Here is a 23,684-nt window from a genome sequence, read left to right as displayed (position 1 = left end):
CGACGACCCCCTGCCCTTCAACCGCGAGGATGCTTCTGCAAGGCGATTGCCAGCACTGTCCAAGGAAGCCTCTTCCCTCTGGGCGCGAGAGGGACCCGGGCCTGGAGGACGAGAAAGGTGTCCGCTCTCCTGAAAAAATCCCTGTCCACCAGCTGACGCTGGAGGAAAAACGACGCGCACGGCTGGAAGGCAGACAGGCCTGTAGCGCTCCGGGCGGCGAGCAGGCGTGGCGCTTGGCCCTCATCTGTCCTGGAGATGACAGGCGCCGCGCGGTCCGGTTCCTGGCCTCGCGCGCGCACATCCGTGGGGTGGGGCGGATGGGGACATCACGATTCGATGACAAACACGAACATGCAACGAATTGGGTGTCGGTGGCGGCGTGACGTGGTCCTGTCGTGGAATTGACGAAGTTGAGTCATCGGATGTCTGTCCATTCAGGCACCTTGCGCCGCGTTGAAACCAGCACAGCAGCCAAGGAGCCGTCCATGAACAGCATGAAGTGGGTGATGTCCGCCACGGTGGTTGCCATGTCGGTCGTGGGTTGTGGAGGTCAGTCCGGCGCGGGGGCCCAGGAGGCCCAGGCGGTGGAGCAGAAGGCGTCGCTCCTTCCGGACTTCTATGGTTCGGACACGCTGAAGGAGGCGCTCATCGTGGCCGGTGCGCAGGCCGGTTCCGGGCTGCGCATCCAGGGCAAGGGCTCTGGCGTGGGCGAGGCCTGCCTGCGCAATGGCGTGGGCTCCAGCGGCTTCTGCCCTGCGGGGGCGCAGAGGCTGGCCCCCATGTCGCGTGACTTCGCGGCGCCGAAGACGGCGTCGGGTTCCGCCTGTTTCACTGGCACGGCGACGGGCGCCTGCTGCCCTGGCGAGCGCAGCAACACCATCGCCCTGGACGCGGTGAGCGCGTTCGTGAAGTCCACCCGGTTCTCCGCGCTTCCCAACACGGGCCTCACCACGGAGCAACTGCGCCGCATCTTCTTCGCCACAGACAGCGCGGGTGTCGCCATCACCGACGCGTGCCCCACCAACTGGAACCAGATCGACGCCAGTCAGCCGTCCGCCCCCATCGTCAAGTACCGCCGCGATGATCTCTCCGGCACTACGGACACGTTCAAGTCGCTGCTCAAGGGCGGCACCTTCTGCCCTGACATCCCTGCCGGCACTGGCATCACTGTCATCGTCGACGGTGCTGCCTCCAACCCCAGCCCGTGCACGTCCTCGGACAGCGCCACCACCTGCATCGGCAAGCTGACGGCAAACGACAACAACGCCATCGGCTACGCCGGTGACTCGGCGACGCTGGCCGGCAATGCCAAGCTCTGGCTGAAGGCCGTGGCCCCCATCACCCCGGCGACCAGCGCATATATCGAGCCCAGCCCCGCGAACGTGCGCAAGCTGCTCCAGGCTGGTGCGACGGACGTCTACCCGCTGTCCCGCCGCATCTTCCTGAACGAGAACGTCAACCGCGTCAAGCCGAGCAGCGAGCGCCGCCTCTATGACTGGGTCTACAGCGCCGCCGGCTCGGAAGAGTTCGAGGAGATCTTGTTCCAGCAGGGCTTCATTCGCTGCAGCGACTCGACCCCGTTGGACTGCGGTGGCGACCTGGGCCGTGGCGCGGGGCTCTGCTCCGGCACCTGATGTGAAATCACGCTTCGACAGTCGTCACTGAATACCTCGGGCCGGAGGGCACCTGTCTGCCTCTTCGGCCCGTCTCTCGTGGAGGGGAATGCCTCCGCGTCCACCTGCCTCAGCCGAAAGCCCCACCCTCCATGCGCTCTCAGCTTCGCGTACTGTTTCGCTCCTCTCTGTTGCTTCTCTCCACATCCTGGCTTGGCGCTCCCGCGCTGGCGTCGGACCTTCGCGCGGCACCCTGGGTATGTCGTGATTCTCGTGGTGCCGTGGGTGACGTGGAGGAGATTGCCCTGCCGACCGGTGCCGGCCCGCTGAGTATCGCCCTGGGGCCCGACCTGGCGCTCTGGTACACGCAGGCCGGCTCTGGAAAAATTGGCCGCGCCACTCGTGCGGGCGCAGTCTCCGAGTTCGTCCTTCCCACCACCGGCGTGGGTTTGCAGCAGATCGCCGCGGGCTTTGATGGGAACCTCTGGTTCACGGAGCTGGCCGCCAACAAGATTGGCCGCATCACCCGGCAGGGCGTGGTGACGGAATTCCCATTGCCCAACCGTGGCGCGAGCCCAATCGGCATCGCCGCGGGTCTGGACGGCAACGTCTGGTTCACGGAACTCATCGGCAACCGCATTGGCCGCATCACTCCCTCGGGTGAAATCACGGAGTTCCCGTTACCCACCGCCGCCGCCCAGCCGCGCGGCATCGCCCAGGGCTTCGACGGTAACTTGTGGTTCGTCGAGCAGTCCGCCAACAAGGTGGGCTCCATCTCCTTCGAGGGCGTCATCCGCGAGTTCCCCCTGCCTACCGAGCAGTCCTTTCCGTCCGCCATCGTCGCGGGCTTGGACGGCAATCTCTGGTTCACCCAGCAGGACGCCAACCAGATTGGCCGCATCACTCCTGCCGGTGTGGTGACGGAGTTCCCCTTGCCCACCGCCGAGAGCGAGCCGAGCGCCATCGCCTTGGGGCCAGATGGAAACCTCTGGTTCACCCAGCTCGGGGGCAACCGCCTGGGTCGCATCACTCATGACGGAACCATCACCGAGTTCACCCTGCCCACGCCTGACAGCCGCCCGTCCGGCCTCGTCATCGCCCCTCCGGGCAACTGGTGCTTGGATGGGCATGTCTGGTTCACCGAGCGCGGTAACCACAAGCTCGGGAAGATTCGCACCATCGCTGTCCCCTGATTGATGTCCCAGGTGTGACGTTCCCGAGACATATGTTTCCAGGGGTCGCCGGGCTGTGACGCATTCGTGAGACTGGAAAGGCAGTTGCAGTGCGTCACGGCTGGGTGGTTTTCATTGTCATGGGAGGATTTTCATTGCGGTGTGGGGTGTGTCTGATCTTGTTGCAAGGACTTGTCATTTCCTGACGGACCTCCCGAATAGGGTGCACCCATCCTGGCAGGTTGTTCGTGTCTGAAATGACTCGGCGGCCTGGGGGCGACCACGGTGCATCCAGATGGATGCGGGAGGGACAGCAACATGGGATTGACACGGATGGGGCCTGCCCCAAGCCGAGTGCTGGTGGTGTGTCTGTCGTTCTTCCCAGCCTTGCTGGCATGTCGTTCTGAGCCGGCGGCCGGGGGGACGGAGATAGTGACGCCTATTCCCTTCGAGCCAATCTGCACTCCGGCACGCTCCGGCGAGAAGATTCCCCTGCGGCTGGCCGCCACCCGGCCGACGGTGACGGAGACCTACGATAACCTGCTGGCGCGAGTTGGGGCGCAGTGCGGCACCTGCCACCTGCCTCCGAACGTCCAGGGAGGCTTCCAGTACACGGCGGATCTGGAGGGACTCAAGCGCGACGGCGCGCGGATGGCTCTGAAAGCCTCTCAAGGAGAGATGCCGCCCAGGGCCTCGCCCCAGCAGCTCAAGGAAGCGGTGGAGTTGTCCTGCGCGCTCAACGCCTGGCTTGCCCGGGGCTCGCCGATAGGCACGTTCCCCGTCGTCTGTGAAAACAGCTCGGAGGGCGGGGTCGCGGTGGCGCGGGAGGTGGGCGACTCATTGACGGATCTGGGCAATTGCATCCCCCAGGTCGCCAAGGATTACCCGCTGGGAAGCGACCCAGAGAAGGATGCCTACTTCGCCGGGCTCACGAAGTTGCCCCGCCTCCTGTCGGAGACGGACAGCGACATCGTGACGTTCGACTCGGATAGACTGGCCGACCACGGCACGGTGGCCTTCGCGCCCACCTATCCGCTCTTCTCCGACAATGCCAAGAAGCTGCGGCTGGTCCACGTACCGAAAGGACAGTCCATCCGGTACGACGAGGCGACGCAGAAGTTCCACATCCCGCCCAACACGCGCTTCTACAAGACATTCTTCAAGTCGGTGTCGGACGGCCAGGGCCGGCGGCGCTATCGGAAGATAGAGACGCGGCTCATCATCGTCCGCGAGCCCTGGAATCAATCCCTCTTCGGGACGTACATCTGGAACGAGGCCGAGACGGTGGCGGAGCTGCATGACCTGCGCTACCGCGACAACGAGCCGTTCTCCGACCGCGTGCTCGTCTATACGGCGCATGAGATTGGCGGCGCCACGCGCAACTACGCCATCCCCGGCGCCCACCGGTGTATCCAGTGCCACACGGGCTCCGAGGCCCAGAACTTCATCCTCGGCTTCACCCCGTTGCAGCTCAACCGCCGAGCCCCCGGCGAGGCCGGTGTGGACGCGAAGGCGGTGATTGACGAGGACGAGCTGAACCAGATGGACCGGCTGGTGCGCTACGGCGTCATCACGGGAGTCCCCGCCTTCCGTCAGTTGGAGGCGCTGGAGACGTACCTGCCCCGGTTGGAGCGTTTCGCGGAGGCGGCGCAGACGGAGGCCATCTCGCCAGAGGCCCAGAAGGCTACGTTCGAGCTCCAGGGCTACTTCGTTGGCAACTGCGCCCAGTGCCACAACCCCCAGGGCTTCGCAGTGCAGAGCAACCCCGCCATCGCCTCGCTGGACTTCTCCGCGGGCGGAGTCCTGTTTGGCTGGAAGCCGTGTGGCGTGAAGGAGAGCAACGGCCAGCGCCTCTATGTGGACTGCGGGGTGCAGAGCCTCTCGGAGGACCTGCTCCTACGCACGCCCTCAAGTACGCTCTATCAACGCGTTGCGAAGGAGACGGATGCCCGCGTCATCCACATGCCGACCAACGTGCCAGGCCAGGATTGCCGGGCCTCGCTGTTGGTGGCGCGCTACATCGCGGCGCTGGAGTGGCCCGCCGACAAGCTGCTGCCCCCCGCCCAGCAGGGCGAGGCCCGACAGGCGCGCCTGAAAGAGGCGCAGACGGTCGTGGCCGGAGCGTGTGCGGACCCCATTGACGTGAAGTGGATCGCCGAGGACTTCACCGACAAGGTCCCCTACGAGCCGCGCAACCCCTCCTGGAAGGAAGCCATCGGCCGAGGGGAGTTCGAGTATCTCACCCGGTACCCCATCACCGAACAGCACGAGCAGCTCGCCAAGAAGCGCTTCCCTACCAACTGGTGGTTGCCCAAGCGCACCTGCCGCTTCCCTTCACAAAGCAGCCCTCCCGCAGGACATGACCCCTGGAACGACCCGCGCGACAAGTGGATGGTGAACGCGCTGGGCAACCCTCGGGCACCTTGGGGTGAGCTCTATTACGTGACGCCGGGAGCGGCGGCCTTTCAGGGAATCTGCTCCAACTGCCACGGTCGCGCGGGAGATGGGCAGACAGGTGCGGCGAAGGTGCTGGTGGCGCTTAATGGCGGGCGGGTGGCCAATCTCATCACCGGTTTGTTTGGCGCCACGGATGGTGTTCCCCACCTGGGACGGTTTGACAGCATCAACCCGCACGGAGGCGCGCGCTATCTGGCGTTCATGGCCTCGGGTGGGACGCCCGTCCAATTCACCCCGGAGTTCATGAGCGCGTGGATCAAATACGGAGAGGTGGACATCGATTTCTCCCCGCGCACGTCGGACTGGGGCAAGTGGGGTGCGAACATGCTGGGGGCTGGGCGCGGCGCCTGCGATCTCATCCGCACGGGCAACTTCGGCACGGCGTCTGCCGAGCCTCCGAGTGGCAATCGCAGTGCGATTGGCGGCGTGCGCATGTGGGAAGAGGTCTGCTCGCTCGACAACCCGCTGACGGAGGCGGTCCGGGCGGGCCAGGAGCCCGCGCTGAGTGATTGGCTTCAGCGCGCGCAGTTCAACGTGGGGATGATGGCGTACTTCTACCTGCGCGATGAGCTGTCCGAGGGGCCGGGCGCCATCTATCCCCTTCGTACCGAGTGTGAGCGGCAGGTGACACAATGAGTGGGGCCGTCCCTGTCAGTCCTTCAGCGAGTCGATTTCTCTGGAGCATCAACGTGATGAGAAACGTCCTGGGTTCGTGGCTGCTGGTGGTGGGTTTGGTGCTGTCGGTGGGTGTCACCGGCTGCGGCGATGACGATGACGGGCCGCCCGATTCGGGAAGTATCGACGCTGGACGAGACAGTGGGCCTGCTCCGGCGGATGGGGGTGATGCGGGTCCTGGACCGACAGATAGCGGACCTCCAGACGCGGGCCCCGAGCCGACGGATGCCGGCCCCCCAGACGCGGGCCCCGAGCCGACGGATGCCGGACCTCCGGACGCGGGCCCTGACCTGCGTCCCCGGGCGCACGTGCGCTTCATCAATGCCTTCGTCGGGGTGAAGAACAATCCCACGGACACGGCGGACCGGCCGTGGGACCCGTTCTCGGTCGACCTGTATGTTGGCGCCGCGAAGCTCTTCTCTGCCATGAAGGCGGGCTCGGCGTCGGTGTCGGTGTTCCAGGAAGTCATCCTGACGGGGCCCACCCAGAGCGTGCGCTTGGTGGTACGGGACGCGGAAGGCACAGCGGAAGCCCCGGAAATCGCAGCCCTGGCGGATGTCGCCCTGGCGGATGGTGACTGGGTGACGATCGTCGGTGCCGGCTCCCTGCTCCAGGTCGAGCCGGAGAGTGTGGACAAGCCCAAGCTCGTGGTGCTGCGGGACAACGCACTGGCCACCTCAACCCCAGGAGAGGTGCGCGTGCGCTTCATGTCCGCGGACCGGGTCCTCTCAGATTCGGCAAAGCGTCGCTTCGCGGATGAGATGGGCAGACCCTACGGAGACAACAGCGTGGATGCGTACACGGCGGACTCCGTTGAGGAAGGGGTCCCAGTCCCCGTCGACACAACGCGTGTGGCCATCCTCGGGACGTTGCCCGTCTTCGCGCCTGCTCAGAGCGGCTGGCTGTTCTATTCCCTGCCGGAAGGGACGCTAAAGGAAGGCAAGGCTTTGTACGCCATCAATACCGGTGATGACCGACGCACCCTCGCGGACGATGGCGCCCCGGCGCTGCTCATTGTCACCGCGAAGGAAGACACGTCCGTGCGTCTCCAGCGCGGGCCGCTCGTGTATTTCTTCAACGGCCTGCTGCCCGCCTCCGTTGGGGGGACGACGCCATCGCTCCAGGTCATCTACGGCTCGTCGAACATCGCGACCGACCTGCGGTACGGCTCCACGCCCAGGGTAGGGGACGTGCCGGTGTCGGCTACGGGCGTCTCGCTGCGAGTCGCGGTGCATAACCAGCCATTGCAGAGTGTGCTGGAGGGCGCCACCACGGGTCCGCTGGAGGCGGGACGTCGCTACCTGGGGGTGCTGTGTGGCCGCGTAGCCGCCACGCCCACGATCACCATCGTGAAGGACGAGTTCTCCGCGGAGGATGCGCAGTCGCCCTTCCTGCGCTTCGTCCACTGCTCCGCCAGCTCGCCGACACCGCTCGACTTCGGCTCCTATACTTTCCATGCAGATGGCTCCAGCCGGGAGACCTTCACGCCGTTGTTCACGGGGGCGGCCTTCGCCACGCCTGCTCAGCCCGCCACGGGCGTGGCGTTCTCTCCGCCGGTGTCCCCGACGACGCCGGCCTACACTTGGCTCGGCTTGAAGACAGTGGGGGCGACGCCCATCGAGCGCACCATCCGGGGCCGCGTGCTCGGCACACCCACCTTCCTCGTCCTTATTGGGGAGTGGGAGAGCAGCCTCACATACCGCGTGCTCAACACCCGGGTGAATGGTTGGGGCGCGGCCTCGCCGAACGACCCGTTCTTCAGCCCGCTGCCGACTCCATGAGCCAGGGCGCTGGACGCTGAAAACACCGACGCCCGCTCGGGGCCACTGTGGCCACCGGCGGGCGTCGCGTGTTGCTGGAGGCCCGGTGAACGGGCCCTCCGGAGACTAGTTCACCTTGACCTGCAGCTCCTTGAGGACCTGGTCACCGCGCATCACCGTGATGCTCCAGGCGCCCGGCTTGTTCAGCCGCACGCCCGTCCACTGCCGCGCGCGCCAGCCGTCGCCCTTGAGCTTCACGTCCTTCGTCTCGCGGACCACGTTGCCCTGCTTGGTCTGCACCATGACGTCCTCGTAGGAGTCGCCCTGGGGCACCAGGTAGGCCTGCCACAGCATCACCGTGGTGTTCGCCTTGACGCCCTCGGCGCCCACCTCGGCGGTGCACTCGTACTTGTTGGGGCCGTCCTTGGCCACCTCCGTACAGAGCTTGGCCTCCACCAGCACGGGACCTTGCTTCTGGCCGTTGTAGAAATAGTTCCAGGTGTCGCGCACCGCGTCGGCGCTCGGCGCCTTCGCGGGCTCCTTGGCCGGAGCCTCAGGCGCCGCGTCCTGCGCCAAGGCCATCGACGACATCCCCAGCACCGCGCACACCATGCTCCGCGTCAGAAGCTTCTTCATGTTTCGGGGTCCCCTCGTTCGGTGAGTTCGAGCCGGCCTTCCCCGGCCAGCCTGTGCCCTGTCTAGCACGAAAAGCGAGGTCCTCGCCCAGCCCCTCACCCGAGCAGGAAGAAGGCCAGCGTCACCAGCGGCAGGTACACCAGGAAGGCCACCAGGAGGAAGCCGAGGATGTCCTTGAACTCGAGCCGCGCGACGGCCAAGAGCGGCAGCGCCCAGAAGGGCTGGATGAGGTCGGTGGCCATGTCGCCCCAGGCATAGGCGAGGACGACTTTCTCTGGCGCGACGCCCAGTCGACTGGCCGCGTCGAGGAGGTAGGGCGCCTCGATGGCCCACTTGGAGCCGCCCGAGGGGACGAAGTAGTTCACCACGCCGCTGTAGAGATAGACGATGGCGGGGAACGTCTCCTTCGTCGACAGCGACACGAACAGCTCGCCGATGCGGTCCGTCAGGCCCGTCGTCTTGAAGATGCCGTAGATGCCCGCGTACAGCGGGAACTGGAGGACGATGCCGTGCAGCACGCTCCCGGCCTCCTCCGCCGCCTTGATGAGCCGCGCGGGCGTGCCGTGCAGCAGCACCGCGAGCACCAGGAAGGTGAAGTTCACCACGTTGAGGTTGAGCGCGCGCCAGCCGCCGTTGAGCCACAGGTAGCGCCCCAGCCACAGCAGGCCCAGCACGCCGAAGATGACGTTGAGCAGCCGCGCGTGGTCCAACCAGATGGCCAGGCTCTTCTCCGTGGGGCGCTCGGGCGGGACGAAGTCCGCCAGCTTCTCCAGCACGGCGGGGTCCACGCGCACCACGTTCTCCGGCTTGGGATGCAGCGCCCACGCGAGCAGCGTGAGGCCCGCGACGACGGACACGGTGAGCGCCAGGTTGAAGGAGGAGAAGAGCGTCCGGTCGATGGGGATGAGGCCGATGCTCTTCTCCAGGAAGTGGCCCGGCGTGGCGACGAGCAGCGGCGCGGAGGCGGACAGGCCCGCGTGCCACGTCGCGCCCAGGCCGAAGTACGCGCAGGCGACGAGCAGCCGGTAGTCCACGTCCGGCCTCTTCCGCGCGACGTAGCGCACCAGCATGGCGCTGGCGACCAGGGACAGGCCCCAGTTGATGTACGCCAGCGCCATGGAGACGAAGGCCATCAGCGCCACCGCGCCGCGCGGCGTGCGCGCCAGGCCGGACGCCTTCTCCAACAGCGCGCGCACGGGTGTGGTGAGCGCCAGCAGGTAGCCGGTGAACATCACCAGCGCCATCTGCATGGAGAAGGTGAGCAACTCCCAGAAGCCGCCGCCCCACGCGTCCAGCACCTTGGGTGCCGGCGCGTCCGCCCAGCCCATGGCGAGCCCCATGGTGAGCAGGCTCAGCAGGACGGCGATGGAGAACGCGCTGGGCACGAAGCGCGCGGAGAAGCGGCCGAGGGCTTCGGCGATGCGGACGAGGGTCTCCACGCGGGCGGGCGCTCCTGGATGGTGTCCCGCCCGTTCTACGGCATCCCCGCGCGTGGCGACCACTGTTGTCCGCGCCGCGCCTGACTCACCGCGCTACGGTCCGCCGCTGCCGCCGTACGCCTGGGTCTGCGCGTCGAGCTCCTTCCACGTGGCCTGGGCCTGCTGCTGTTCGCTGAGGTTCGCGTCGACCTGGTCCTCGGCCTTCCGGGCCTCGGCGCGAGCCTTCTCGAGATTCCGCGCGAGCTCGTCGCCGTCCACCTGCTGGGCTCGGACGTCTCCCGTGCGCTGGAGGGTGAGGAAGCGAGTCTGCGCCAGCTCCGCCTCCGCGACCTTGACCTCGCTCGCTCGCGCCTTCTCTATCGACTCGCGCGTGGTGAGGGTCTTCTCGCTCAGGGTCGTCCGCGCCTTCGCCGCGGCGATCTCCATGTTGGACTGGGCCAGACCGTCCTGAGCCAGGTTGATGTCGTCGGCCTGGCCGCCCTCCTTGGCCGCCGACAGCGCGGCCTCCGCGGCCTTCTGGCGAGCCTCCGTGGCCTTCTGTTGCTCCTTCGCCACCTTCAGCTCTCGCTTGCCGTCCTCCACCGACACCTTCGCCCGGTTCTCCTTCTCCTGCGCCGTGTTCACGACGAGCTGTGCCTGGCGCACGTCGTCCATCTGGTCGGCGGGCACCCTCGCCATCCAGGAGTCCTCCACCTTCGCGGTCTCCGCCTTCTTGTGGGAGTGGCTCGAGCTACATCCGCCTCCCAGCAGGAGGGCCGCGAGGACACCTCCCAAGACTCTCGGTCTGCTCGCCTGAATCATGTCGTCCCCTCCCGGTTCACGTGGCTTCGTGCTTCACGGTAGGCACGCCCCTGAGTGATGCCAGACACCCCTCTTGCCCTGTCACGTAGCAGGGTGGCGGGCGCTTTCGAGGTCGGACGGTCCTCTGTTAGTTTTGGTGGCTCAGGCGGACAACCGGGACATCGATGAAATCTCTCCTGATTCCTCTCGCGGCATCGTGTGTGGTGGTGCTGGCTTGTCGCGAGAACAAGGCCGCTGGCGATTCCCCGAAAGCCGACTCACCCGAGGCCGAGGTCAAGATGAAGGTCCCTGCGAACGGCAAGCTCGTCCCTCACAAGTTGTATGACGACAAGTTCATGGAGATGGCGATGATGCCGCTTCCGGACAACTGGATTGTCAACAACGGCAAGGCGGCGATGAGCGGCCCGGGCAACGTGAATGTCTACATGCTGCCGCTGAAGACGTTCATGTTCTCCGGCGACCCGATGATGCAACAGGTGTACGCGCGGAGCGGCCAGGCGATGCGGCCCTTCCACTCCATCGAGCAGGTCATCCAGCAGGACCTGGTGCCGATTGCGAAGAAGGAGGGCGCGAAGCTGGTGAAGCAGTACGACGCCCCGTCCATCGCGGCCTCCGACAAGAGCTTCTCGGACATGCTCTACAAGGTCGGCCCGATGCGGCAGCTCTTCCTCGCGAAGGTGACGGAGTGGGCCGACAAGAACGGCGACCCGTACATGATGGTGACCCACCTGACGGCGACAGACATGGGCAACATGGTGAACTGGAGCTACTACAGCCATGCGCTGGATGCTCCGAAGGAGCGGTACGAGGCGAGCAAGGAGGTCGTCCTCAACGCCCTGGCGAACACCCGCTACAATCCGGAGTACGTCCAGGCGTACAACCAGGGCGAGATGGCGCGAGAGCGCGCGAGCTGGGCGGCGCACAACCAGCGCATGCAGGCGAACAAGGCGGCCTTCGAGGCGCAGCAGCGCGCCTTCCATGAGAAGAACGACGCCATCAACCAGGCGATTGCCTCGAACTACGCTGACAGCAACGCCGCCTCGGACCGGAACCACCACCGGTTCATGAACTACATCAAGGACGAGGAGACGGTCCGCAACCCCAAGGATGGCAAGCGCCACCAGGTGGAGTCGGGCGCGAATCAGTACTGGATGAATGGGAATGGCCAGTACGTGCCGTCGAAAGACCCGAACTACAACCCGAACCGAGACCCGAACCTCAACCACCAGGAGTGGACCGAGACGGAAGTCGAGGAGTAGAGCCCCGGCGTGGTGGCGGGCCGCACGAGCGCCGAGGGCCACAGACCGCTCACGCAGAGAAGCACCAGCAGGGCCAGGGTCGTCCAACGCTCACGGGGTAGAAGGTCCTCGGTGGACGGCATGCCGCGCGGGCGCGGGCCCAGGAAGGCGCGCTGGAAGGCTCGCACCAGGGTGATGGCATTGAGCGCGAGCGTCGGCAGCAGTGGCAGCGCGAGCAGGGGATGGGCTCCGAGCGTGCCGCGCAGCAGCAGGTCCTCGCTGACGAAGCCGAGCGTGCCTGGGAAGCCCAGCGCGCAGAGCCCGAGCAGCAGGAAGGTGATGGCCATGCGCGGCGCGCGGGTGATGAGCCTGTGCCGTGCTTCCAGGTCCGTGGTGCCGGTGCGAGCCTCGATGGCGCGGACGAGCAGCTCCAGACCCGTGAAGGCGATGCCCATGGAGAAACACTGGAGCCACGCGCCGGAGTGTCCAGCGGGGCCACCCAGTGCCACTCCCGCGAGCAGCAGCCCCGACTGACTCACGAGCAGGAAGGCCAGCATTCGACGCAGGTCCGTCTGCACGAGCGCGAGCAGCGCGCCATACAGCGCCGCACCGGCCCCCAGGCTTCCCAACGCCGGAGCCACCGTGGCCCACTCCGCTGGCAAGAGCGGCTGCACGACATGTGTCAGGAGGTGGAGGCTCGCGGCGAGGTTCATCCAAAGGACCCCGACGCCGAGAGGGCCTCGCGTCAGCACCACGGGCAGCCAGGAATGGAAGGGCACCACCGCCAGTCGCGCGCAGATGCCGATGAGGAGCAGTGCGCAGAGCCCCACGCGCCAGCCGTGAGGCAGGAGGCTCGCGAGCTCCTCGGGTGAGAGGAAGGGGGTTCTCGGGCCCCCGTGCCAGCCCAGCATCACCAGGGTCAGCAGGACGGGCAGGGTGCCGAGGAGCAGGTACACCCGGACCGCGCGCCCGGCGGACGGCACATGTCTCCCGCGAGCAAGGGGGGCCGCCATGGCGATGAAGAAGAGGAGCCGCGGAAGCACGTCGTGTGCACAGAAGAAGCCCAGCGTGGCGCTCTCGGTGAGGAGCAGCGCGGTGAGGACTTGCCGGTGGGAGTCCTGGCGAGGGCTCGCGATGAGGGTAACGAGGGTGAGCAGCGCGACGAGTGGCAGTGCTCGTGCGCTCGGCTCATCCATGCCGAGGTGGAAGGTCGCGTTGAGCCACGGCACCGCGAGGCCGGTGCCGGTTGGAGTGCCTCCGGCGAAGTGCGGCGCGGCGATGGCGAGTACCCACGTGAGGGCCGCCGTGCCCGTAGCGATGACTCGAGCCAGCGTGGGTTGCCTCGACACGGTGAGCAGCACGGCGCCCACGAGGGGGAGCGACACCAGGATGCAGAGGAACAAGGTGGGACTCATGCGGCCCCCGTGGTGGGACTGCCTGGCGCGGACTCGGCCGGACGTGGAGCGGGGGTGACTTCCGGGCGCGAGGCTCCCGAATCGAGCCCGCCCACCCAGCGACGCTCAGCTCCATCCAACCGATGACCCAGGCGCAGCACGGGTTGAACCAGCCAGCGCTCGAACAGCACGTCGACCGCGAAGCGCTCCAGCGCCAGTCGGTAGAACCGCGTCGGCAACAGCGAGTGCGCCGTGACGATGGATGGTGCGCGTGTGTTCCGGAGCGCGGCGCGTCGTGCCTGGACGTCGCGCAGGGCGGACGGTGCGCGAAGGAGCTGGAGACAGCGCAGACACGCATGCGCCACCAGATGGACGAGCGCGAGCGTGTACAGCCCCATGCCTACCTCCACGAACATCAAGCCCACCTGTGTCAGGACCCCGTGGGCGAGCGCGCTCTTCACATCCGTCTGTACTCTCCACACGACGGTGGCGTAGATCGCCGTGAGCAGCCCCACCACCACGAGCGCACCCTTCGCCAGGGGTGCCTGCTCCAACAGTGGTGCCGTGCGCAGCAGCAGGTACAGCCCCGCATGCACGGAGAGCGCTCCGTAGAACAGCGCGCTGGACGGCGTGGGACCTTCCATGGCGCGAGGCAGCCAGCCACTGAAGGGGAACTGCGCGGACTTCCCCATGGCGGCCAGCAACAGACACAGGCTCAGCGCCGTGGCCGGAAGCGCGGAGAGGTGCATTCCCGCTCCAGGGCCGAACGCGCCGCTCCACTCCGTCGTGCCTGTCAGGTGATGCAACAGCACCAGTCCCGCCAGCAGCCCCATGTCACAGAGTCGATAGGTGCCGAAGGCCCGGAGCCCCGCGTTCAGGGGCGCGGACCGCTCGTGGAAGAAGCCGATGAGCAGCGCCGACGCGAGCCCCACCCACTCCCATCCCACGAAGAGCATGTCGAGGCTGCCACCTCCCACCAACAGCAGCATTCCCGAGGAGAACATCGACAGCAGCAGGAAGAACCGCGCGAAGCCCGGCTCCCGGTGCAGGTAGCTCACCGAGAAGCGGCCGATGAGCAGGGTGAGCAGGCTCGTCAGCAGCCACATCGTCGCCGAGAGCGGGTCGAGCTGGAGCGTCACGTCGAAGCTCGAATCGCTCGAGGAGAACCATGGACACAGCCGTATGACTCGCACGGCTTCGGGTCGAGACAGCCAATGGAAGACGGTGGCCACCGCGCAACCCCATGACAGCCACAGCGCCCCCAGCACCAGGCGCGCCACCCAACGTTCGCTGGGCGCACGGTGCAGGAACATCACCGTCCCCAGGCTGAAGAAGGCGAGCAGGGGACTCAACGGCACCATCGCCGTGAGCCAGGTCCAGGCAAGCTCAGGTACAGGCATGACGATCTTCTCCCGAGCGACACGGCGCTGGCGCGCGAATGAGGGCCGGTGGCAGGAAGTCGCGGTGGCCCTGGTACCAGTGCGACGAGGAGGCCACCTCCGGCAAGCGGGTCTTCGGGGGCGTGAGTGACTGGAAGCCGTGGCGCGTGAAGCGGTGCTGTTCTCCCGTCACCGGGTCCACGCTCACGAGCTGCACCCACTCTTGACCGATGAGCTCCTGGAGCGCGGGCTGCCGCGCGAGGATGGAAGACAACACCCCGGTGCTCGCCTCGACGATGAGGAGCAGTCGCATCGGCTCGTGAATCTCAATCATCTGTCGAGGCAACCCCGTGCGCAGGTCGCTCTCCGCGCCGTCCATGACGCCGAGCAGGCCGGTGAGGTTGTGGGGCAGCTTGGTGCCGCAGCCGTGGCGCTCGTTGTCGACGCAGGAGAAGTAGTACTCCAGGCTGATGCCCGCGCCGACGGGGCCCGCCGCCAGGAGGATGCGCTCGACGATGGCGCCGCTCGCGTCCTGGCTCGGGTCGTAGGAGATGAGGAAGGCCCTCCGGTCCAGGAACAGTCCTCGGGTGAGCGCCCTGCGCCCCACGATGCAGGCGGCGTTGGTGACATGCCCCAGCTCCGGCCGAGGCTGCCCCAGGTCCTCCGCGCGCGCCTCGACATGTCGGAGCGCCGCCGGCGCGGACAGCCCGAGGGGCGCTGACTCGAAGCGTCGGCAGCGCTCCTGGGCGGACAGTGCACGGGCCTGGTCCAGGGCCGCGCGCAGCACCGCCCATTCCCCACGCGCTGACTCCGGAAGGGCCTGCGTGTCATACAGGCTCACTTCGTCGGTGGTGGTGTTGTGCAGCCCGCCGATGAACCAGGTGGAGTCAGGGATGTGGAGACCGCGCTCCCGCAGCCTCGCGCGGACCTCGGGACGGTTCGCCATCTCCGCGAAGAGGCGCGCGTTCGGTCCTCCGTGCCGGCCACCGCATGCGCCGCAGTCATAGGCCGCCTGATGGGGATTGTTGACGCTCACCGCTCCATGGCCGAGCACCACCACCAGCGGCGCGAAGTCCCGCACCAGTCCCAGGTTCTCCAGCGATGCCGCCACCCGCGCCGCCTTCTCGTCGAGGGTGAAGCCCCGCGCCTTGCGCGTCGGTGAGTCAAGGTGGGCCTCGGGTTCGCGCAGGCTCGTGAGGCGGGTGGAGGGCCTGGGCAGGCACTTCTCGGCGAGGGCCCGTCTCAGCCGACCTCGTGCTCGCGGAAAGAGGAGCTGCCAGGGCAGGGCCAGCGCGGACAACAGGCCGAGCAGCGGCACGAAGAGCCAGGAGAGCTCCAGGGCGTGGGTGCCCTCCTGCAACATCTGGTCGAGGCGTGCCCACAGGCTCCGTCGTCTGGCTCGGGTCTCCGCCAGGGGTTGGTGCTCCTCGCGCGCCTGCTCCTCCACGACGTGCGCCGGGGTGACGACGATGGGGCACAGCGCGACGTGGCTCGCGTCGTCCAGCCCGCGATAGTCGAAGGCCACGCCGAAGAAGCCCGCGATGCCGAATGTCTCGTGTCGCGCGTCCAGTTCCTCGAAGTGGCGACGGAAGGACTCCTCCCGGTCATCCATGCAGCACATCACCTGGAAGCGCGGTGCCGTCACCGTGCGCTCGGCCTCCGGGCGGAGACGGTTGCGCGCGAGACCTCGGCACACCTCGCTTCGATAGTGGTGCTCGTAGGCTTCCTGCCAGACGCGACGCCGCGCGCTGTCGTCGAAGTCCTCCAGTCCCGCGAGCAGCTCATGCCGGGCTCGAAGTGGAAGTCCCGCCACGTCCATCGCGGACAGCGCCAGGAGCTGTGCCCACTGGAAGAGTCGCCAGCTCGCGGTCCGAGTGGATTCGAGGGGACGTCTCGCGAGTTGGGCCAGCCCGGACAGCGGGCCGGTGTAGTCGAGTCGTCGCCGGGCGACCGCGCGCAGGGCACGTCGTTCCAGGGTGAGCCGCAACGCGACGAAGTCCAGCAGCCGCGCGGGCGGTGCTCCCTCGGCGCGGTCCCCAGAGTGGTGCTCCAGCCGGTGCATCATCCCCGCCCAGCCCGGCAGCGCGAGCAGTACGCGGACGAGGTAGGGCTCCCAGTCGGCCTCGGCCACGCCCAGTTCGTCGAGTATGCCGAGCACCGTGTGCTCCGGTTCGGCCACCAGGTCGTCTTCCAGTCCGTCCAGCCAGTCGGGCGCGACGCCGAGCCCGTCGCGCATCATCGCCACCCAGGCCGTGTGCAGGCCGTGCTCCCGGCCCGGCAGGCTCCAATTCGCGACGCCTTCATCCAGGAATGCCGCGCAGGCACGGATGAGAACGGGGTGGATCAAGTCATTCACATCCTCGCCCGTGGCCTGGAGCAGCAGCTCGCGATGGCTGCGCGGCTCCGTCGTTCGCGGAGGGACGCTCTGCTCGTCGGATACTGTTTTCGTCGTGCGACATGCGGCCCACAGGGCTCGCACCGCGAAGGTCTCAGGCGCGTGCTCCAGTTGCTCACGGAGCGAGCGCAGGCCGCCGTCCCCTCCGAACACCGTGGCCAGCTCGGAGGTGACTCTCGACGCCTCCGCGCTCAACCAGCCTTCCACCGTGAGCGCCGTCTGCCCATCGAGCTGGCGCGACACGCGGTCGACGTAGGCGTTCACGCGACCGGACGGGACACCCAGCAGTCGCAGCGCCACATCCACGGGAAGGGGCCGTGGAATGTCGCTCGCCGCCGTAAGTACGGTGGACACAATGTCGGGGTCGAGCAGCGCACACGCCAGCTCTGTCATCGTCCAGTCCCGGCCCACCCGCTCCAGCCACGCGCGTACCTCCGTGGTCGAGCGTCGGAGCAGCGCATGCCGCGTGGTGGGCGGCAGGTCCGCGCGGAGCCGGTCCGCCGCGCCGCGCTCCTCCAACTTCCAGCGAAGCGAGGCCTCCGACTCCGCTTCCACCGGATGAAGCAGCGCGAGCAGCGTCAGCGCCGTCGCATCACATGTCAGCTCCTCCGGTGGCGTGACACGGGGCGCGCCCGGCTCCGCGAGCACCGCCCGCAAGTCCTGGTCGGTGATGCGGCCCTGTCGGTACAACTCCAGGAATCGCGCCTCGGAGAGATATCCCTCCGCGCCGAAGGTCCGGCTCGCGGTGGCCACCGCCTCGTGGAAGGGCAGGTGTTGAAACGCGTGCAGCGTGTTGTGGTGCACGAACACGCCGATGGGGCCCTGGGCGGGAAGGACGTGGCTGGCCCGGGCCAGCGCGGCGCGCAGCCTCGTGCCCCGGTCTTCGGAGGGCGAAGTCAGACAAGTGGCGTGGGTCATGGCTTCGCCTCAGGGCGTGAGACCCAGGTCTCCGGCCGGCGCCTTCTTCCGCGCGGACAAGGGATGCGAAGACAGCCCCCGATGTCGCTCCAGCCCGAGCACCTTCAGCTGCCGCCCCTCCCGGGCCCGCTCCACCTCCAGCTCGTGCAGCCGCTGCATCACCGTGTGGTCCACCAGCCGGGCTTCCGTCAGGTCGACCTCGATGCGTTGCGCCTGGGCGTGACGGTCCAGCAGCGTCTTGAACGCCAGGAAGTTGGTGAACACCGCCGCGCTGCGCACGCGCAACACCACCCGGTCCGCGCTCACCTGCTCGTCGATGTCGGGACGGAACATCTCCCGGGGCGAGGCCCCATTGACCAGATGCACCCCCGCCTTCAAGACGATGCCCGCGGCCACGCCCACCAGCAGGTCCGTGGCCAGCGTGACGACCAACGTGACGCAGAAGATGAGCACCTGCTCCGCCCCCACGCGGTACGCCTTCACCAGCTCACCCGGCGACGCCAGTCGGAAGCCCGTGAAGATGAGCATGCTCGCCAACGCGGCCAGCGGAATCCGGTGGATGAGCCCCGGCGCGAACGCCACGAACAACAACAGGAACAGTCCGTGGAAGAAGTTCGACAGCCGGCTCCTCGCGCCCTGGCTCAAGTTGGCGGAGCTGCGCACCACCTCCGAAATCATCGGCAGTCCGCCCAAGAGACCCGCCACCAGGTTGCCCAGCCCCGTGGCGAACAAGTCCTTGTCCAGGTCCGAGCGGCGCTGCTCCGGGTCCAGCAGGTCCACCGCCTTCACCGTCAACAGCGACTCCACGCTGCCCACCAGCGCGAACATCACCACGTACTTGAGCCCCAGCACGGACAACACGCCGGAGAAGTCCGGGAAGGTGAGCGCCGTGAGCAGGTTGCTCGGCAGGTTCACCAGGTGATTCGGCCCCACGGTGAAGACGGCGTGCGAGAAGGTGAACGTGTGCGCGTGCTCCAGGTCGAACCCCAGCCCCAGCGGCACCGCGACGGCCAGCACCAGCAGGGGCGCCGGTATCCGCCGGAGCCACGTCACCCGCTGACTGAGCGCCGCATGGCCGAACAGCAACACCAGGCCGAGCCCTCCGATGAGCGCAATCTCCGGATTCAGCCGCGCCACGCTCGCCGGCACCTCCGCCAGCAACCCCAGCGGCGCCCGCGCCACGGGAGTGACTCCCAGCAGCACGTGGACCTGCCTGGCGCAGATGGTGACGCCGATGGCCGCGAGCATCCCGTGCACCACCGCTGACGGGAACAGGTCCCCCAGCCGTCCCGCGCGCAGCGCCGCGAAGAGCATCTGCAGGCACGCCGCCACCACGATGGTCCCCAGCGCCCGCCGGTAGCCGAGCACGCCATCGCCTCCCCCCAGCTCCGTCACCGCCCCCAGCGCGATGACGATGAGCCCCGCCGCGGGCCCCTTGATGGTCAGCCGCGCGCTGCCCGCCCAGGACGACAAGAGGCCCCCCACCACCGCCGTGAGGATGCCAGCCACGGGCGGAAAGCCGCTCGCCATCGCGATACCCAGACACAATGGCAACGCGAGCAGGAAGACGAGAAAACCCGAGACAAGGTCTTGCTTCCAGGGTGCCTGTCCCTGGGTCTCAGGCGAATGACTGACATTGGACTGCGTAGCTCGCATGGCGCCGCCCCCTCGACAACGAGAGATGGAACGAGCCGCGCTCCGGTTCCCGGGCTTGTATTGATTTCCTGGGCAGTCCATTGCCCGCATGGGGTGTCTTGGTTTCTCAGGGGATGGGGCCGTGTCTGGATTGAAAATGAAACAGAGTGGGTCACTCGAGGAACCGAGCGCGCGGGAGTGCTTCGAGGCCGCCGTGGAGCCGCTGCTGCCCCGGCTCCACCGCTTCTGCCTGGCGCTGTGCCGGAGCCGGCAGGAGGCGGAGGACCTGTTGCAGGACTCGCTGGTGCGCGCGTACCTGCACCGGGACTCGCGGGACTCCGGCTCGTGGCTGGGGTGGCTGTGTGGAATCGCACGGCACCAGTTCCTGGAGCAGCGGCGCTCGCAGGCGCGGCGGCGCTCGTTGCTGGACTCGGTGCTGGAGGGGGCCTCTTCGGTGCTGGGCTCGCTGTTCTCGGGCGGCATCGAACAGCCGGACCCGGAGGCGCGACTGTGCCGCGCGGAGGAGGCGGAGCGGGTGCTGGCGTGTCTTCACGCGCTGCCGGAGAAGTTCCGCCTCGTCGTCCTGCTGTGTGACGTGGAGGACCTGGACTACGAGGAGGTGGCGCGGGTGCTCGGGGTGCCGCTCGGCACGGTGAAGAGTCGACACTCCCGGGGGCGCGCGCGGCTGGGGGTGTTGTTCCTGGCGGCCTCCAACCCCCAGGCTCAGGCCTTCAGCGAAGGAGGCCGTCCATGAGCGCTCAGGATGAGGGCGGGCCACCTCCGCTCCCCGGGGAGGTCCACGCGGCCCTCCGGGCGCTTCGGGCGGAGAAGCCCTCTGCCCACTTGAGGGCCCGGCTCCAGGCCGCGCTCGTCCGGGCCGAGCAGTCCGGCGGTCCTCCCGCGACGAAGCCTCATCCCCGTTTCTCCGTGGCGCACCACCCCGCCACCCGGGTGCTGGTGGGCGCGTTGCTGACGGGGGCGCTGGTCCTGCTGCTGCTCCCTCGACCTCCAGGTCCGGAGCTGCTGCCGGCCCGGGAGGTCGCCTTCCAGCTCCCGGGCGACGGAGAGGGTTGGCTGGAGCTTCCCTGGACCCATCGGGTCCACTTCGGAGAACCCGCCACCATCCGGCTGGTGAGCTCGCCCCCCCTGGCGGTCCACCCCCACCCGCGCGACGTGCTCTCCCAGGGGCTGGTGGACTGCGATGAGGACCGCTGCGTCCACGCCTTCACCGCGCGGACCGGGGACGCCGCCACGCTTTTGAGAGTGCGCATCGAAAAACCGGGGCGTTATGATCTCAGGGTGTCGCATGCCTCGGATGTCCGGCATGTCCAGGAGCACTTCGTCGTGGTCGCTGACCCCTGACCTATCCCTCGCGTCCGCACCCTGTAACCAATCCAGGGGCGCGGCCGCGGGGTTTTGCGGTATGAGCCCCTTATGTCTCCTTCCGAGCAAGCGCCGCGACAGGACGCGCGCGTGACCACTGGCGTGCCTGGCCTCGACGGCGTGCTGGGGGGTGGCCTCGTCACCTCGGGTGTCTACATCGTCGTGGGTGAGCCCGGGGCGGGCAAGACGCTCTTCGCCAACCAGCTCTGCTACCACCAGGGACGTGGAGGGGCGCGGTGCCTCTACGTCACGCTGCTGGCCGAGTCGCACGCTCGCATGCTCGCCAACATGCGCGACATGGCCTTCTTCGACTCCGCGCTGCTGCCCGAGAGCGTCTACTACGTCAGCGGCTTCCGCACACTGGAGGAGCAGGGCCTGCCCGGGCTCCTGGAGCTGCTGCGGCGCGAGGTGCGCAACCACAACACCAGCATCCTCATCCTGGATGGCCTGGTGCAGGCGCAGGAGGCGGCCGGCAGCAGCCGCGACTTCAAGAAATTCATCCACGAACTGCAGGTGTCCGCGGGCCTGTCCCGCTTCACCGCGCTGATGCTCACCAGCGCCAACGGCCCCACCGTCCACCCGGAATACACCATGGTGGATGGCATCCTGGAGCTGCGCGAGCGCACCCTGGGCGTGCGCTCCTGGCGAGAGCTCCAGGTCCGCAAGTTCCGGGGTGGCGCCACCCTGAGCGGCGTGCACACCTTCCGTATCTCCAATGACGGGCTGGAGGTCTTCCCCCGGCTGGAGGCGCGCATGCGGCGCACCCAGCCGCCAGACCCTGGGAACGAGCGGGTGCACTTCGGAATCCCCTCGATGGATGCGCTCTTTCCAGGGGGGCTGGCGAAGGGCTCCACGTCGCTGATGCTCGGGCCTCCTGGCAGCGGCAAGACGCTGATGGGAAGCAGCCTGCTCGCCGAGGGACTGAGGCGGGGCGAGCGCTGCCTGTACATGGGCTTCTACGAGTCGCCCGAGCGGCTGCTCCACAAGGTGGCGGCCGCCGGCATGGACATGTCCGAGGCGGTGAAGGAGGGGAGGATGCACATCCTCTGGCAACCCCCCGCCGAGTGCATCCTGGATATCCTGGCGGACCAGCTCTTGAGCGCGGTGCGGCGCCATCAGGTGACGCGGGTGTTCGTGGATGGGCTGAGCGCGATGAGCCAGGCGGCGCCGGACAGCTCGCGCATCAGCTCGTTCTTCGCCGCGCTCACCCAGGAGCTGCGCATCCAGTGCGCGACCACCTTCTTCAGCCTTGAGACGCCCCGCCTCTTCGGGCCCGTGCTCGACATGCCGCTGGAAGTGGGCCCCTCCGCCGTGGCGGAGAACCTCTTCTTCCTGCGGCACGTGGAGCTGGAAGGGCGTCTTCGCCGCCTGCTGACCATCTTCAAGCTGCGGGACACCGACTACGACCCCTCCATCCGGGAGTTCCTCATCTCCCGACAAGGAATCGAGGTGCTGCCCCCCTTCGACGTTGCCCTGGACACCCTGTTGACGGGCCTTGCCCGACACCGGACCGGTGGCCATCCCTGATTCGTGAGGAGCGAAGCCCGCCCGTATGGAGACGGTCCTGGTGGTGGATGACGAGGAGGGCATCCTGGAAGCCCTCGCGGATCTCCTGAGAGAGGAGGGCTACCGCGTCCTGACGGCCTCGCATGGCCGTGAGGCGCTGGAGCGGATGAGCGAGCTGCGCCCGGACCTGGTCCTCACTGACTGGATGATGCCGGTGCTGGACGGCCCCGAGCTCATCAAACGCATCCGCGCGGAGCCGAGCTGGGCCGGGGTGGCGCTGCTGGGCATGAGCGCGGTGGACGTGGGCCCCCTGCGGGCCCATTACCCGGGCATTCCCTTCCTCCAGAAGCCCTTCGACATCCCCGCGCTGATGAAGCAGGTTCGCAAGGCGCTGGATGGCAAGCGCGCCGCCTCCGGCTGACGACACGGAAGGTCTCCGGCAAGCCCCCATGTTCCATCTGCTCAAGCTCGGTCCCGTGCCGCTCTCCCAGGGGAGCACGCAGGTCTATCTGCGCATCACCGAAAGCGGCGAGCCGTCCCAGCCCGTCTTCGAGCAGGACGACGCGGCGGGCCTGCGGGTGCTGCTGGAGGGGCTGGAGGATTTGAGCGGGGTGCGATGTGAGCCCGCGCTCGCGGAGGCCGGGGAGGCGCTGGGCGTGGCGGTGGCGGAGCCCCCGGCGGCGGCGCTCTCCTCGCGCGCGGCCATCGCCACGTTCCTGGCCTGGGGACAGCGGGGGTTGTCCGCGCTGGGCTCGGACAAGGCGCTGCTCTTCGTCCAGGCGGCCACCGAGTTCTGGGAAGCGCGGCCCTGGACGTACTGGGACGACAGCCAGCCCTTCGAGGTGGCGGTCTCCGGACCCCTGAATCACACCTTCGAGGGGTGCGTCTTCCACATGGATGATGGGCGGGCGGGGCTGGCGCTGTACTTCAAGCCGGGCGCGCTCCAGATGCTGATGGAGATGCAGGCGCGGGGGCAGGCCGAGGCCGCGCAGGAGCTGCCCGCCATCGCCGTCACGCTGGACACGACGCCGGCCTACGCCGTGGAGGCGCTGACCTCCGCCCACCGCGTGCCCCGGCTCCCCATGCCGCTGAAGACGGGGAAGGACGGCGTGGGCGTGCCGTCCTCGGTGGAGGCGCTGCTGCTGGTGGCCGCGCTGCGCGCCGTGGCTCGGCTGTCTCCCGAGCAGCAGGAAGTGCTCAGCAGCGTGGTGGCGGGGGATGCGCGCATGGAAGTCCACGTGCGGGCCCCCACGCCCCGGCTGCGGCACTAGGCCCCCGGGCCT

The 23,684-nt window shown here is 67.9% G+C and carries 16 protein-coding genes and 1 pseudogene; 9 read left to right on the top strand and 8 right to left on the bottom strand.

Annotated elements, in window-relative coordinates:
- Nucleotides 1–485: 485 nt before the first annotated feature.
- Nucleotides 486–1,634 carry a PstS family phosphate ABC transporter substrate-binding protein gene (locus HUW62_RS07000; RefSeq protein ID WP_176433947.1) on the top strand — a complete coding sequence of 383 codons (1,149 nt, stop codon included), beginning with the start codon at nt 486–488 and terminating at the stop codon, nt 1,632–1,634.
- 260 nt (nt 1,635–1,894) lie between these two features.
- Nucleotides 1,895–2,806 carry a Virginiamycin B lyase gene (locus tag HUW62_RS06995; RefSeq protein WP_176433946.1) on the top strand — a complete coding sequence of 304 codons (912 nt, stop codon included), beginning with the start codon at nt 1,895–1,897 and terminating at the stop codon, nt 2,804–2,806.
- 2,791 nt (nt 2,807–5,597) lie between these two features.
- Here the strand turns inward: HUW62_RS06995 and HUW62_RS49890 are convergent.
- Nucleotides 5,598–5,720: pseudogene (locus tag HUW62_RS49890) on the bottom strand (hypothetical protein); the annotation flags it as partial.
- A gap of 211 nt (nt 5,721–5,931) precedes the next feature.
- Between HUW62_RS49890 and HUW62_RS06985 the strand changes: the two are divergent.
- Complete coding sequence (locus tag HUW62_RS06985; RefSeq protein ID WP_176433923.1) at nt 5,932–7,698, top strand: DUF4397 domain-containing protein; 1,767 nt, start codon at nt 5,932–5,934, stop codon at nt 7,696–7,698.
- A gap of 105 nt (nt 7,699–7,803) precedes the next feature.
- On the opposite strand, the gene HUW62_RS06980 is transcribed toward HUW62_RS06985, so the two are convergent.
- The 3 genes from HUW62_RS06980 to HUW62_RS06970 form a co-directional block, all read right to left on the bottom strand.
- On the bottom strand, nt 7,804–8,313 hold the full coding sequence (locus HUW62_RS06980) for a hypothetical protein (protein WP_176433945.1): 510 nt from the start codon (nt 8,311–8,313) through the stop codon (nt 7,804–7,806).
- 95 nt (nt 8,314–8,408) lie between these two features.
- Nucleotides 8,409–9,752, bottom strand: coding sequence for a short-chain fatty acid transporter (locus HUW62_RS06975; protein ID WP_163863351.1), 1,344 nt, complete (start codon nt 9,750–9,752; stop codon nt 8,409–8,411).
- A gap of 93 nt (nt 9,753–9,845) precedes the next feature.
- Nucleotides 9,846–10,430: a hypothetical protein gene (locus tag HUW62_RS06970; protein WP_163863349.1), complete on the bottom strand. Its 585-nt coding sequence runs from the start codon at nt 10,428–10,430 to the stop codon at nt 9,846–9,848.
- 401 nt (nt 10,431–10,831) lie between these two features.
- On the opposite strand from HUW62_RS06970, the gene HUW62_RS06965 reads away from it, so the two are divergent.
- Nucleotides 10,832–11,812 carry a hypothetical protein gene (locus tag HUW62_RS06965; RefSeq protein WP_163863347.1) on the top strand — a complete coding sequence of 327 codons (981 nt, stop codon included), beginning with the start codon at nt 10,832–10,834 and terminating at the stop codon, nt 11,810–11,812.
- Here HUW62_RS06965 and HUW62_RS06960 read toward each other — a convergent pair.
- The 4 genes from HUW62_RS06960 to HUW62_RS06945 are packed head-to-tail and all read right to left on the bottom strand — an operon-like array spanning nt 11,746 to nt 19,533.
- A complete protein-coding gene (locus HUW62_RS06960) occupies nt 11,746–13,206 on the bottom strand; it encodes a proton-conducting transporter membrane subunit (RefSeq protein WP_176433944.1) in 1,461 nt (486 codons plus the stop codon). The genes HUW62_RS06965 and HUW62_RS06960 overlap by 67 nt on opposite strands.
- Nucleotides 13,203–14,585, bottom strand: a complete 1,383-nt coding sequence (locus HUW62_RS06955; RefSeq protein WP_176433943.1) for a proton-conducting transporter membrane subunit — start codon at nt 14,583–14,585, stop codon at nt 13,203–13,205. The genes HUW62_RS06960 and HUW62_RS06955 overlap by 4 nt, the downstream gene beginning before the upstream one ends.
- Nucleotides 14,572–17,877: a YbcC family protein gene (locus tag HUW62_RS06950; protein WP_176433942.1), complete on the bottom strand. Its 3,306-nt coding sequence runs from the start codon at nt 17,875–17,877 to the stop codon at nt 14,572–14,574. Before HUW62_RS06950 ends, HUW62_RS06955 begins: the two co-directional genes overlap by 14 nt.
- A 9-nt stretch (nt 17,878–17,886) precedes the next feature.
- Nucleotides 17,887–19,533 (bottom strand): SulP family inorganic anion transporter, encoded by a 1,647-nt coding sequence (locus HUW62_RS06945; RefSeq protein ID WP_176433941.1) that lies wholly within the window; start codon nt 19,531–19,533, stop codon nt 17,887–17,889.
- 136 nt (nt 19,534–19,669) lie between these two features.
- Between HUW62_RS06945 and HUW62_RS06940 the strand changes: the two genes are divergently transcribed.
- From HUW62_RS06940 to HUW62_RS06920, 5 genes are all read left to right on the top strand, one after another.
- Nucleotides 19,670–20,266 (top strand): RNA polymerase sigma factor, encoded by a 597-nt coding sequence (locus tag HUW62_RS06940; protein ID WP_176433940.1) that lies wholly within the window; start codon nt 19,670–19,672, stop codon nt 20,264–20,266.
- Nucleotides 20,263–20,874, top strand: coding sequence for a hypothetical protein (locus tag HUW62_RS06935; protein ID WP_176433939.1), 612 nt, complete (start codon nt 20,263–20,265; stop codon nt 20,872–20,874). The genes HUW62_RS06940 and HUW62_RS06935 overlap by 4 nt, the downstream gene beginning before the upstream one ends.
- A 111-nt stretch (nt 20,875–20,985) precedes the next feature.
- Nucleotides 20,986–22,422, top strand: a complete 1,437-nt coding sequence (locus HUW62_RS06930) for an RAD55 family ATPase (RefSeq protein ID WP_368670357.1) — start codon at nt 20,986–20,988, stop codon at nt 22,420–22,422.
- Between the two features lie 25 nt (nt 22,423–22,447).
- Nucleotides 22,448–22,822 carry a response regulator gene (locus HUW62_RS06925; RefSeq protein ID WP_176433937.1) on the top strand — a complete coding sequence of 125 codons (375 nt, stop codon included), beginning with the start codon at nt 22,448–22,450 and terminating at the stop codon, nt 22,820–22,822.
- 28 nt (nt 22,823–22,850) lie between these two features.
- The gene (locus HUW62_RS06920; RefSeq protein WP_176433936.1) at nt 22,851–23,672 is read left to right on the top strand and encodes a hypothetical protein; all 822 of its coding nucleotides are present in this window, start codon (nt 22,851–22,853) and stop codon (nt 23,670–23,672) included.
- Nucleotides 23,673–23,684: the final 12 nt, after the last annotated feature.

This window comes from Myxococcus sp. AM011 (assembly GCF_013372595.1).
Taxonomy (GTDB): domain Bacteria; phylum Myxococcota; class Myxococcia; order Myxococcales; family Myxococcaceae; genus Myxococcus; species Myxococcus eversor.
This window is presented reverse-complemented; position numbering and strand designations above follow the sequence as displayed.